The organism is Chromobacterium haemolyticum DSM 19808, assembly GCF_000711885.1.
In the GTDB taxonomy this organism is placed as follows: Bacteria; Pseudomonadota; Gammaproteobacteria; order Burkholderiales; family Chromobacteriaceae; genus Chromobacterium; species Chromobacterium haemolyticum.
In genome coordinates this window covers 176,418-188,576 of the sequence record NZ_JONK01000005.1, presented here as the reverse complement: position 1 = coordinate 188,576, position 12,159 = coordinate 176,418, and the positions used below count along the sequence as shown (strand labels likewise).

The window sequence follows — 12,159 nt, the reverse complement described above, 5'->3', positions numbered from 1 at the left end:
GCTTAAGCCTCCGCCTGTTCCGCCGCCGGCTCGACGGCGTCGCTTTGCAATTGTTCGCGCACGGTGGCGATGCAGGCTTCCAGCCGCTGCTGGCAGCCGGCGTCGGCCTCGGACTCCGGCGTGCGGATCCGGCACTCGCCGTGCGGCAGCTGCGCGTCGGCCACCAAACGCCAGCGCGCGGCGCGCTCCGGCGCCAGTTCGCGGATGCGCTGGCACTCCTCGGCGTTGAGCAGGATTTCCACCTCGTCCTGCTGGTATTGGCCAGGCGGCAAGGCGGCCAGGGTTTCGTCCACCAGGTCGAGGATCTGCACCGGCTTGAGCGCCAACTCGCAGCGGATGACCTGGCGCGCCACTTTGGCCACCAGTTCCACCACTTCGTCGCGCATCGCCGCCTGGTACTCCTCGCTGACGCGGCGCAGCTCGGCCAGCGCGGCTTCCAGCGGCCGGCCCAGATCGGCCAGTTCCGCCCGGGCTTCGCGGCGCGCCGCCGCCAGCCCTTCCTGGCGGCCCTGTTCCAGGCCCGCGGCATAGCCGGCCTCTCGGCCGGCGGCTTCGCCGCTGGCCAGGCCTTCGTTGTAACCGGCGTCCATGCCCTGACGGAAACCATCGGCGGCGGAGGCCTGGATCTGGGCGGAATCCTGCGCGTCCAGCGGCAGGTCCAGCGCGCTGTGGATCAGCGGCGGGAAGCGGAAGGGGCGCCAGGCCTTCACTCGACCACTTCCTCGGGGAATAGCTGCAGGTCGATTTCGCCGGCCTGGGCCAGCTGTTTGACCTGGGCCATGATGTCCGCGCGCACTTCTTCCACGCGGCTGAGCGGTACCGGGCCGGAACGGCGCATCATGGCGTCGAAGTTCTGCGCCTGACGGCGCGGCATGGTCTGGACGATGGCTTCGCGCACCGCCGGCTCCGCGCCCTTGAGCGCGATGGCCCATTGCTCCAGCGGAATGTCTTCGCTGATGCGCATCAGCACGGCTTCGGTCTGGCGCGACAGGATGAAGAAGTCGTACATGCGGGTTTCGATTTCCTCGACGATGTCCGGATCGTGGGCGCGCAGCAGTTCCATCATGCGCTGGCGGTCGCCCGGCAGGCGGTTGAGGATGTCGGCGGTCTGCTGCATGCCTTCCACCGCGGTGCTCTGGGTGTGCAGGCTTTCCAGACAGCGGTTGACCAGTTCTTCCAGTTCTTCCAAGAGTTCGCGGTCCACGTCCTTGAGCCGGGCCACGTTGACCAGCACGCTGTCGCGGCTGTCCGCCGGCAGCGCGTCCACCACCTGGCCGGCCAGCGCCGGCGGCAGGAAGGCGAGGAACACCGCCTGCATGCGCACGTGTTCGCCGGCGATGCGGTCCGCCAGCCATTGCGGCGACACCCATTGCAGCCGCGCCATCTTGGGCCGGATGGCGTCGCCGTAGATGGTGTCCAGCACGCTGTTGGCGATGTCGCTGCCCAGCGCCAGGTCCAGCGAGCGCTTGAGGAAGGCGCGGCTGGCGCCGTGCACCCCGCTCTGCTCGCGGTATTCGTCGAAGAATTTCTGAATCGTGGTCTTGACCGCGTCCACCTTGATGCCGCTCATGCCGGACATCGCCTGGGTCACTTGCAGCAGTTCTTCGCGGCTCAGACAGCGCAGCACGGCGGCGGCGGGCTCTTCGCCCATGCACAACAGCAGCACGGCGGCCTGCTCGATGGTGTTCATCGCATCTGCGGCGGGCGCGGCGGCGGCCGGCGGCAGGGCCGGCGCTACGGCGTTATTGGTTTCGTCCATTTTTCTGCACCCATTGTTTGACGACTTCGGCGACGCGTTCCGGCTCTTTGGCGGCCAAGCCCTTCAGATGGTCCACCAACACATCAACGCTGGAGCCGGCCGGCGGCAGATCGTAGTTTTCCAGCAGCGGCACCACCGGGCTTCCGCCTGCGCCGGCCGCGGCGGCCAAGGCTGCCGGTTGCGGCGCGGAGGACAGCTGAGCCTGACGCGCGGCGCGCAGATCGGCGCCGTCCATCAACGGATCGGATTTCAATTCCAGCGCTTCCGGCTGCTGGTATTCGCGCAGTTGGCGGTCGGTCAGCTGGCGCAGCATCTTCAGCAGCGGACGCGCCAGCAACAGGTAGGCCAGCAGCACGCCGAAGGCGTAGACGGCCCAGCGCGCGGCTTCGAACCAGGTGTCTTGCTGCATCCAGATCGGCTCCGGCTCGGACAGCGCGGAGAAGTTGAGCGTGGACACCGCCAGGGTGTCGCCGCGCTCGGCGTGGATGCCCAGGCCGTTGCGCAGCACCTTGTCCACATTGGCCAGCTCGGCCGGCTTCCAGCCGCCCTTGGCCGGCGCGGCGGCCTGGTTCAACACCACGGCCACGCTCAGGCGGCGCAGCGTGCCGCGCGCCTTCTTGATCTGGGTGACGCTGCGGTCGTAAGCGTATTGGCGGGTGACGGCGTTCTTGCTGTTGCCGGCTTTTTCCGAGGCGGAGCCGGAGGCGTCGGTGTTGACCGGACGGTTGCTCAGCGAGCCGGGCACGCCCAAGGCCATTTTCTCGGTGGAGGTTTCCTCGCGGGAGGCCTCGTTGGTGACCTTGGGCGCTTCGCCGTATTTCTCGCGGGTTTCCTCTACGCGGTCGTTGTCCACGTCGGCGGTGACGCTCACCTTGAAATTGTCCTTGCCCAACACCGGGGTCAGCAGGTCGCGAACGTTTTGCAGCGCTTCCTCGCGGAAGCGTCGCGCGGCGTCGCTCTCATTGCCCCCCAGCATGCCGTCGTCGCTCAAGTCCACGCGGGAAGACAGCAGATTGCCTGCCTGGTCCACCAGAGTGACCTGAGACGGCGACAGCGTGGACACGCTGCCGGCCACCAGCTTGATCACCGCGGCCACTTGCTCGTTGTTCAGTTGCTGGCCGGGCTTGAGGGTCACCACCACCGAGGCGGAGCCCTTGTCGTTGGCGGCGCCGACGAAGGACGTGGCGCGCGGCAGCGACAGATGCACGCGCGCCGCGGACACCGGCTCCAGCGCCAGAATGCTTTGCACCAGTTCGCCTTCCAGTCCGCGGCGGAAACGCACGTCCTGCACAAACTGGCTGACGCCCAGCGGGTCGTTCTTGTCCAACAGCTCCAGGCCGGACGGCAGCTGCGCCACCACGCCCTTGGCCGCCAGCTGCATGCGCACGCGGCCCAGTTGGCTGTCCGGCACCAACACCTGGCCGGTTTGCGGATGGATGCGATAAGGAATTTTTTCGGCGTCGAGCACCGCCATCATGTCGGCGGCCACCACTTTTTCCTGTGCGCCGAACACCGGCTTGTAGCTGGCGTCGTCGCGCCACAGCCACAGGCTGATCATGACGGTGACGCCTATGGCCAGCGCGACGATGGGCAGCGCCAGGCGCAAGGAGTCTCCGGAAACGGGCCAACGGCCGCCCAGACGGGTTTGCACGGCCGCGACGCCGCTGCGAAAACGATTCAACACGGGCATGGTCCTCGCGGCTTACAGCTGCATCTTGATCAAGTCGTCCACGGCGCCCACTACCTTATTGCGCACTTGCATCAGCATGGAGAACGACAGGCTGGCTTCCTGGCTCATCAGCATGGCGCCGACCAGGTCGTCGCTTTTGCCACTGTCCACGTCGGCCATTTTTTCGGAAGCCGCGCGGTTCTGCGCGTCCACGTCGCGGATGGCCGCGCCCATGGCGTCGGAGAAGCTGGCTGTGGTGGCGGGTTCTTCGCTGTGCTGCGGCGGCGCAATCGGCGCGCTGCGCGCCATCCCGGCCATTTCGCCGAGCATCTGCTTGCGGTCGGCATGAATCATCAAACCCAGGTTGGTCGCCATCGGAAATCCTTGTCGGGCGGAGCCCGTTATTATTGACTGGCCAATCAAGGCCGGTTTCACGTCTGCGGCCCGCCGCCCTGCGGCGGCGAGCGTATCGAAGCGGCAGCCCCGAGATGAGGACTTGTAACCATGCCATCATCCTGACGCCAGGATACGAGCGGCGATTTTAAACTTTATGCTTAAACCAACAGCCGTGAATTTTCACAAAGTGTGACGTGAATTTTCCCCCTTTACCCAGCGGCGGCAGCCAGTAAGATGCACACTCCATAAGGTTTAGCCTGCCGTTTGCCTCCGTCCGCGAGCCGCGAATTTAGTACCTTCTAGTACATTTCGCATCCGGCGTCGCAGAAGGCCGGCCTTGATGTACACCAGGCCGCCGCGGCTTAAGAACCGCGCCCTTTCCGTCGCCCGCGCGCGCCGGCCGGGCGCGCAGACGCCGGCGGCGCCACGCCCACGCCTTCACCGAGAATCGAGATGCCAAGAGCCAGAATCATTTCGCAGCATGACGGCGCCCAGTTGCCGGCTCTCGACCTGCGCACGCTGGGACGGCCGTTCCATCTGCTGCCCGTCTTCGGCAAAGCGCTGCAAGAAGAGCTGGCGGATTTCCTGCAGCAAGAGCTGAACCGCCGCTACCACGCGCGCTTCCATATCCGCGCGCTTGAGCAGGCGCAGCCGGCCGCCGACGAGCGCCGCTGGCTGTGGCACGCGCTGGACGGCTGCCAGCTGGGCAGCCATATCGAACGGCCGCTGTTGCTGCGCTTGCTGGATTACCGCTTCGGCGCGCCGGCAACGCAGCCGGACGCCGACGCCGGCGCGCCGGCGGAAACCGAAACCGAGCGCCGCTTGGCGCGCAGCTTGGCCGAGCGCTTGCTGCCCCGCCTGCTGCAATGCGTATTGCGGCTGGACCGTCAGGCCGGCGGCCTGCCGCCCGGCCCCGCCGACTGCGCGCTGCTGCCTTTCGTGCCGCCCGGCACCGGGGTCTGGGAAATCCGCCTGGACATCGGCGACGGCGAACACGCCGTCGGCGCGCTGCGTCTGCAATTGGACGCCGCCTGCTTCGAACGTCTGCTGAAAAACCTGTCCGGCCGCCGCGACAGCGCCGACGCCCAAGCCGCGCCGGCGGAGACCTTCCGCGACCGGCTGCGGGTGCGCTTGCAAGCGCGCTTGCTGGACCGCGAAATGGCGCTGGGCGACATCATGGACCTGCGCCCCGGCAGCGTGCTGCCGGTGACGCTGCAGGCCAGAAGCGAAGTGCTGGTCGGCGCTTCGCGGCTGTTCGAGGCCGAGGTGGCCGAGCAGCACGGCAAGCTGTGCCTGACCGGCTTTGTCGTCAGCGAATAACTCTACAAACACAGAACAAGCAAGGATGAGCATGGACTTGAACGACGATTTCGATCTGGGCGGCGTGCTGGACGGCCTGGACGGCCAAAACGACGCGGACGCCAAGCCGGCAGACGACGGCGCGGCGCGCCGGCCGCAGCGCGACATGACCCAGTTCCTGCGCAAGATCCCGGTCCGGCTGACGCTGGAAGTGGGCGGCGCCGACATCTCGCTGGCCGATCTGGTCAATATCGAGAACGGTTCGGTGGTGGAGCTGGACAAGCTGGCCGGCGAACCGCTGGACATCAAGGTCAACGGCACTGTGATCGGCCGCGGCGAGGTGGTGGTGGCCGGCGAGAACTACGGCCTGCGGGTGGTGGAGCTCAACGATCTGGAACTGGACAGCCTGACCTGATGGAAGCCTTGAAGAAGCTGCGCCCGCTGCTGCAACCCAGCCTCATCGCTGCGGGGCTTTGGGCGCTGGCCGCCGCCTGTCAGGCCGAACCGCTGAAACTGCTGTCGGCCAACGCTGGCGGCACGCCGGTGGATTTCACCATCAAGACCCAGATCCTGATCCTGATGACCCTGCTCGGGCTCTTGCCCGTTCTGGTGCTGATGATGACCAGCTTCACCCGCTTCATCATCGTGCTCTCGCTGCTGCGCCAGGCGCTGGGCCTGCAACAGGGCCTGCCCAACCGCATCGTCACCGGCGTGTCCTTGATCCTGACCCTGCTGGTGATGCGGCCGGTGGGGCTGGAGGTGTGGAACCAGGCCTTGCAGCCCTTCGATCAGGACAAGATCACCATGCAGCAGGCGCTGGAGATCGCGCAGAAGCCCATCAGCCGCTTCATGCTGGCGCAAACCAGCAAAACCGCGCTGGCGCAGATCGCCAGGCTGTCCGGCGAGGAAAAGATCAGCAATCCGCAGGATCACGCCTTCGCGGTCAAGCTCGCGGCTTTCGTGCTGTCGGAATTGAAAACCGCGTTCCAGATCGGCTGCATGCTGTTCATCCCCTTCCTGGTGATAGACCTGGTGGTGTCCAGCGTGCTGATGGCGATGGGCATGATGATGCTGTCGCCGCTGGTGATTTCGCTGCCGCTCAAGCTGCTGCTGTTCGTGCTGGTGGACGGCTGGTCGCTGACGGTGAACACCCTGGTCACCTCGATACAGGCTTATTGAGCGCGCTTTTGAGAATGGACTTGCCATGCTGACCCCCGACATCGCCGTCGACATCGTCAACGACAGCTTGCGCGTCGTCGTCACCCTGGTGGTGCTGCTGATCCTGCCCAGCCTGATCGTCGGCGTCATCGTCAGCCTGATTCAGGCCGCCACCCAGATCAACGAGCAGACGCTGTCCTTCCTGCCGCGGCTGCTGGTGACCCTGCTGACCATCGCCATCGCCGGCCACTGGATCACCGGTTTTCTGATGGATTTCTGCGTGGCGATGTTCCAGCGCGCCGCCGGTTTGGTCGGATAGCCGTGACCGGCCTCTACGCCCAACTGCTGGAGTTGATTCCGGCCTTCTGGTGGCCGTTTTGCCGGCTGATGGCCGCCTTCAGCGTCGCGCCCTTCATCGGCGAGGGCATGGTGCCGGTGCGGGTGCGCATCGGCCTGGCGCTGGCGCTGTCCGCCGCCACGCTGCCGGCCACCCTGCCGCTGCCCAAGCTGGACCTGTTCTCGCTGGCCGGCGTCGCCGCCAGCATCGAGCAGGCGGTGATCGGCCTCGTCTTCGGCCTCGCCTTTCAGCTGGTGCTGGCCGTGCTGGCCGTGCTCGGCTTCCTGGTGTCCTCGCAGATGGCGCTGTCCATGGCGGTGATGAACGACCCCGGCAACGGCAACTCCTCCGACGTGGTGTCCAGCCTGCTCTACCTGCTGGGCGCCATGATCTTCTTCTCGCTGGACGGCCATTTGCTGCTGATCCAGGTGGTTTACGCCAGCTTCCAGGCCTGGCCGGTGGGCGGCGGCGTGCCGGCGGCCTCGCTGTCCATGCTGGCCGGCGGCGTGGCCTGGGTGCTGTCCGCCGCCATGCTGCTGGCGCTGCCGGCGGTGTTCGCCACCTTTGTGGTGCAAGCCGGCGTCGGCATGATCAACCGGGTGGCACCGTCGCTGAACCTGTTTTCGCTGGGCTTCCCGCTGATTACTCTGTTCGGCCTGGGCACGCTGGGCCTGGTGGCGCGCTTCATCCCGCAGCAATACCTGAACCTGAACGAACAGATGCTGCGCCTGCTGGGCGGCATGCTGAGGGCCGGTCATGGCTGAGGGGCGCGGCGGCGATAAAACCGAAAAGGCCACGCCGCACAAGCTGCGGCAGGCGCGCAAGCAAGGCCAGGTGCCGCGCTCGCGCGATCTGGCCGCCGCGCTGGGCCTGCTGTTGGCGCTGAAACTGGCTTTCTGGATGATGCCGCAGTGGCTGGACGAGTTCCGGCAGCTGTTCGCCCTGGCCTTCGCCCCGCTCTCCGGCAGCGGCGCGCTGGACAACAGCTGGTCCAAGCTGTTTGCCGGCACCTTGCTGCTGCTGGTCAAGATGGTGCTGCCGCTGGCGGTGATTCCGCTGTGCATGATCGTGGTTTCGCTCTACCCCGGCGGCTGGGTCTTCAGCTTCAACCATCTGCAGCCCAAGCTGGAGCGCTTCAACCCGCTGGCCCATTTCGGCCGCATCGCCTCGGCGCGCCACGCCAGCGAAATCGGCAAATCCATCGCCAAGGCGCTGCTGCTGGGCTGGGTGCTGTACCGGCTGAGCCAGAGCGCGCTGGAGGATTTTTTCGCCTTGCAGGGCGCGCCCTTCGCCACCGCGCTGGCCGGCAGCGCGGAGCTGCTGATCAACGCCTTGCTGACGCTGACCGCGGTGTTCATGTTGTTCGCGCTGATCGACCTGCCGCTGCAAATCCTGCTGTTCATGAAGCAGCAGAAGATGAGCAAGCAGGAGATCAAGGAAGAGTACAAAAGCACCGAGGGCCGGCCGGAGATCAAGCAGCGCATCCGGCAGATCCAGATGCAGATGGCCCAGCGCGGCGTGCGCAAGGCCGTGCCCACCGCGGACGTGGTCATCGTCAACCCGGAGCACTACGCGGTGGCGTTGAAATACGATGAGGAACGCGCGGAAGCGCCGTTCATCATCGCCAAGGGCTTGGACGAGATGGCGCTCTACATCCGTCAGGTGGCTCAGGAGCACCAGGTGGACATCGTGCCGCTGCCGCCGCTGGCGCGCGCCGTCTACCACACCACTCAGGTCAACCAGCAAATTCCCGCGCCCCTGTACCGAGCGGTGGCGCAAGTCCTGACCTATGTCATGCAACTCAAGGCCTTCCGCAACGGATCGCGCCGCAGCCAGCCGCGGCTGCCGGACGATTTGCCGATCCCGCGCGACATGGCCGATCCCAGAACCGCACCATGAACGCTTTCACCCGACTGCTGGCCGACATCGGCCGCCACAAGATCGCCGCCCCGCTGTTTTTGCTGGCCATACTGGCCATGGTGATGCTGCCGCTGCCGCCGATGGCGCTGGACATGCTGTTCACCTTCAACATCGTGCTGGCCATCATCGTCATCCTGGTCAGCGTCTCCGCCAAGCGGCCGCTGGACTTCTCCGCCTTCCCCACCATCATTCTGGCCACCACCCTGCTCAGGCTGTCGCTGAACGTGGCCTCCACCCGGGTGGTGCTGCTGCACGGCCATGAAGGCACCCACGCCGCCGGCCGGGTGATCGAGGCCTTCGGCCAGGTGGTGATAGGCGGCAACTTCGTTGTCGGCATGGTGGTGTTCGTCATCCTGATGATCATCAACTTCATGGTGGTGACCAAGGGCGCGGAACGGATCTCGGAAGTCTCCGCCCGCTTCACCCTGGACGCGCTGCCCGGCAAACAGATGGCCATCGACGCCGACCTCAACGCCGGCCTGATCAACCAAGAGCAGGCGCAGCAGCGCCGCCGCGACATCGCCACCGAGGCCGATTTCTACGGCGCGATGGACGGCGCCTCCAAGTTCGTGCGCGGAGACGCCATCGCCGGCATCCTGATCCTGATCATCAATCTGTTCGGCGGCGTGGCCATCGGCGCGCTGATGCACGGCCTGTCCGCCGGCGACGCTTTCCGCCAGTACGCGCTGATGACCATAGGCGACGGCCTGGTGGCGCAGATTCCGGCGCTGCTGCTGTCCTCCGCCGCCGCCATCATCGTCACCCGCATCAGCGACGGCGGCGACATGCAGGAACAAGTGGGCAAGCAGATGCTGGCTTCTCCCACCGTGCTGATGAGCGCCGCCGGCATGATGTTGGTGCTGGCAGCCATCCCCGGCATGCCCTGGCCCACCTTCCTCGGCTTCGCGCTGCTGCTGGGCTTCGTCGCCTGGCGGCTGCACCAGCGCCAGCAGGTGCTGCCCAACCTGCCGGACCCGGCGCTGGCGAAAAGCGCGCTGGCCGGCGACGCCGACATCGAACTGGAATGGGCCGCCCTGCCCTATGTGGACACCCTGGGCGTCAACCTGGGCTACAAACTGGTGTCGCTGCTGGACAAGAGCCAGGGCGCGCCGCTGGCCAAGCGCGTGCGCGGCGTGCGTCAAAGCCTGAGCGAGAGCATGGGCGTACTGATGCCGCAAGTGAATCTGCGCGACGATCTGCGCCTCAAGCCCTCGCAGTACGCCATCCTGCTCAGCGGCAACACCGTGGCCGAAGGCGAGGTCTACGCCGACCGGCTGATGGCCATACCCTCGCCGGAACTGTACGGCGAAGTGGACGGCATGCCCGGCGTGGACCCGGCCTACGCCATGCCGGTGACCTGGATCCTGCCGGACGACAAGAGCAAGGCGCTGGGCCTGGGCTACCAAGTCGTGGACTGCGCCAGCGTGGTGGCCACCCATCTGAACAAGGTGATGCGCGAGCACTTGTCCGAGCTGTTCCGCCACGACGACGTGGCCGCCATCAACGAGCGGCTGTCCGCGCTGGCGCCCAAGCTCGCTTCCGCGCTGAACCAGGCGTTGCCTGCGCCCTTGCAGCTCAAGGCCTACCGCCAACTGCTGACCGACAATGTGTCGCTGAAAGACATCGCCCCCATCGCCAACGCCCTGCTGGACGCCAGCGAAAGCAGCAAGGACCCCATCATGCTGGCGGCTGAAGTGCGTTGCGCGCTGAAGCGCCAGATCGTGCAGTCCATCCTGGGTCCGCGCGGCGAGATGAAGGCCTTCAACCTGTCCGCGGATCTGGAAAACCTGCTGCTGGGCGCGCTGAGCCAGGCGCAGCAAACCGGCAAGCCGCAGCTGGACAGCTTCCCCATCGACCCCAATGTGCTGCAGCAGCTGCAGGCCAATATGCCGGTGGTGCGCGATCAGATGAAGCAACTGGGCCACGCGCCCATCCTGCTGGTGATGCCGCAGATCCGCCCGCTGCTGGCGCGCTACGCGCGCTTGTTCGCGCCCGGCCTGCACGTGCTGTCCTACAACGAAGTGCCGGAAACCCGAGAGGTCAGCCTCACCGGCACCCTGGGCTGATCCGCCGCCCCAAGGCCGCGGGGCGTGTGGGCGCGCGTCGCCGCGCCCGCGCGCCCTTCGCATGATATGCGAAATTACAACACTCCACCCCCTGCGCCCGCCGTCGTCCTCATTTCCCGAATACCCAAAAACAATCAATTATTTAGCCAAAAAATTTCAAACCCAACACGATAACGCAAAGGCATAATCCAGCCCCAATCTGTACCAAGGAACAGGTTTCAATCTGTATGACTACTTTTAAAATGAAAACTTTTTTGCACTTTTAGCGAAATTTTTCGCAAATTTTGCAAAAACTGACTAATATCGGCTAAAACATAAACCAAAGCGTCGACATGCCCACCCCTGCCCGGAAGGCCATCCGCCTTCCGCTCGCCGCCGCCGATAATGAACAAAGACAGCAGCCCTCCGCCCACGCCGACGGCAAGCTGCGGACCAGAACGACCCGATAGTCGCCCTACTCCAAAGATATGCAAATGACACAGAACAAGCCAACCACGGAAATCATCAACGCCAATATCCGCACGCACCTGGAACAGCGCGGCCTGGCGGAGTCTCAACAGGTCAGCCTGATCGAAGAAGTGCTGGGCCTGAGCGCGTCGCAAACCTACCGCAAGCTCAACGGCAGCAGCCAGTGGCAGTTGGGTCAATTGGAGAAGCTGGCCCAATATCTGGGCCTGCCCACGTCCGAACTGCTGGTGTCTCAGGACAACCGCCGGCCGGTACGGGTGCCGGACGCCGACCTGATCCCCGCCATCCTCCACCTGACCGACCACACCGAGGAAGCTCATTGCTGGATACAGCTGGGCGACGTGGTGCAGGACGATTCCATCTCGCCGCTGCTGCTGGCGCGTCGTCAGGGCGACAGCTGGCACGTGTATCCAGGCAGCCACGACCGCTGCATCAACGGCCACGAAGTCACCTATCTGGCGGTGCAGCCGCCCAAGCGCGCCAACAACAAGCGCTTGCTGGTGGCGGTGCTGGACGATATGGACGCCGACATCCTAGCCGCGGTGCTGGTGCGCCAGGGCCTGTTCGCCCTGCCCTACGAATCCCCGTCCGAACTGCTGGCCGCGCTGCCGCACGAAGAGTTCGACGCTTTCGTGCTGGACTGGGTGCTGGGCGACGAGGACTGCATGAAGGTCATCGAGACCATACGCCAGCGCTCGTCCACCGTGCCCATCATCGTGCTGACCGGCCACGCCGAGGAATACGAATCCGCGCTGCAGCAGGCCTTGCGCATCCAGGGCGTCTACTACATCGGCAAGCCGACCCCGGGCTCCATCCTGGCGCTGCAGATCACCAATGTGGTCACCGCCGCCCACGACCTGGAAGTCTGAGAACCTGTTTAAAGTTTGCTGCGCGTCGTGAAGCGTTGCGCGGTGAGTACAAGCTCAAAATGCTCATGTACCACTCGACCATTCCGCTTTTTCGCTCGTTTTCGCCTTGTCTCGCTCTTGCTCGCGAGATCGTGAACAGGCTCTAAGAACTAGTTCAAAGTTTGCTGCGCGTCGTGAAGCGTTGCGCGGTGAGTACAAGCTCAAAATGCTCATGTACC

Annotated in this window: 12 protein-coding genes; 8 read left to right on the top strand and 4 right to left on the bottom strand. The window is 65.4% G+C overall.

The window, feature by feature from the left end; translation table 11 throughout:
- Nucleotides 1-2 precede the first annotated feature (2 nt).
- Genes fliH through fliE form a run of 4 tightly spaced genes read right to left on the bottom strand, consistent with a single transcriptional unit; the run spans nucleotide 3 to nucleotide 3,803 of the window.
- Nucleotides 3-710: a flagellar assembly protein FliH gene (gene fliH / locus BR71_RS04560; RefSeq protein WP_043633262.1), complete on the bottom strand. Its 708-nt coding sequence runs from the start codon at nucleotides 708-710 to the stop codon at nucleotides 3-5.
- Nucleotides 707-1,759, bottom strand: a complete 1,053-nt coding sequence (locus tag BR71_RS04555; RefSeq protein ID WP_019103733.1) for a flagellar motor switch protein FliG — start codon at nucleotides 1,757-1,759, stop codon at nucleotides 707-709. The genes fliH and BR71_RS04555 overlap by 4 nt, the downstream gene beginning before the upstream one ends.
- Nucleotides 1,743-3,443: a flagellar basal-body MS-ring/collar protein FliF gene (gene fliF / locus BR71_RS04550; RefSeq protein WP_240314890.1), complete on the bottom strand. Its 1,701-nt coding sequence runs from the start codon at nucleotides 3,441-3,443 to the stop codon at nucleotides 1,743-1,745. The genes BR71_RS04555 and fliF overlap by 17 nt, the downstream gene beginning before the upstream one ends.
- An 18-nt stretch (nucleotides 3,444-3,461) precedes the next feature.
- Nucleotides 3,462-3,803, bottom strand: a complete 342-nt coding sequence (fliE, locus tag BR71_RS04545) for a flagellar hook-basal body complex protein FliE (protein ID WP_043590300.1) — start codon at nucleotides 3,801-3,803, stop codon at nucleotides 3,462-3,464.
- A 474-nt stretch (nucleotides 3,804-4,277) separates the two neighbouring features.
- On the opposite strand from fliE, the gene BR71_RS04540 reads away from it, so the two are divergent.
- The 8 genes from BR71_RS04540 to BR71_RS04505 all read left to right on the top strand — a co-directional run bounded on the left by BR71_RS04540 (nucleotide 4,278) and on the right by BR71_RS04505 (nucleotide 11,941).
- Nucleotides 4,278-5,144 carry a FliM/FliN family flagellar motor switch protein gene (locus tag BR71_RS04540; protein WP_043590303.1) on the top strand — a complete coding sequence of 289 codons (867 nt, stop codon included), beginning with the start codon at nucleotides 4,278-4,280 and terminating at the stop codon, nucleotides 5,142-5,144.
- Nucleotides 5,145-5,169: 25 nt separating this feature from the next.
- The gene (gene fliN / locus BR71_RS04535; RefSeq protein ID WP_244269587.1) at nucleotides 5,170-5,538 is read left to right on the top strand and encodes a flagellar motor switch protein FliN; all 369 of its coding nucleotides are present in this window, start codon (nucleotides 5,170-5,172) and stop codon (nucleotides 5,536-5,538) included.
- Complete coding sequence (fliP, locus tag BR71_RS04530; protein ID WP_043633252.1) at nucleotides 5,538-6,302, top strand: flagellar type III secretion system pore protein FliP; 765 nt, start codon at nucleotides 5,538-5,540, stop codon at nucleotides 6,300-6,302. The genes fliN and fliP overlap by 1 nt, the downstream gene beginning before the upstream one ends.
- 25 nt (nucleotides 6,303-6,327) lie before the next feature.
- Nucleotides 6,328-6,600: a flagellar biosynthesis protein FliQ gene (gene fliQ, locus BR71_RS04525; RefSeq protein WP_043590304.1), complete on the top strand. Its 273-nt coding sequence runs from the start codon at nucleotides 6,328-6,330 to the stop codon at nucleotides 6,598-6,600.
- A gap of 2 nt (nucleotides 6,601-6,602) precedes the next feature.
- Nucleotides 6,603-7,382 (top strand): flagellar biosynthetic protein FliR, encoded by a 780-nt coding sequence (gene fliR / locus BR71_RS04520; protein WP_043633249.1) that lies wholly within the window; start codon nucleotides 6,603-6,605, stop codon nucleotides 7,380-7,382.
- A complete protein-coding gene (flhB, locus tag BR71_RS04515) occupies nucleotides 7,375-8,517 on the top strand; it encodes a flagellar type III secretion system protein FlhB (protein ID WP_043633245.1) in 1,143 nt (380 codons plus the stop codon). Before fliR ends, flhB begins: the two co-directional genes overlap by 8 nt.
- Nucleotides 8,514-10,604, top strand: coding sequence for a flagellar biosynthesis protein FlhA (locus tag BR71_RS04510; protein WP_043633243.1), 2,091 nt, complete (start codon nucleotides 8,514-8,516; stop codon nucleotides 10,602-10,604). Before flhB ends, BR71_RS04510 begins: the two co-directional genes overlap by 4 nt.
- Before the next feature lie 473 nt (nucleotides 10,605-11,077).
- On the top strand, nucleotides 11,078-11,941 hold the full coding sequence (locus BR71_RS04505; protein WP_019101843.1) for a helix-turn-helix domain-containing protein: 864 nt from the start codon (nucleotides 11,078-11,080) through the stop codon (nucleotides 11,939-11,941).
- Nucleotides 11,942-12,159: the final 218 nt, after the last annotated feature.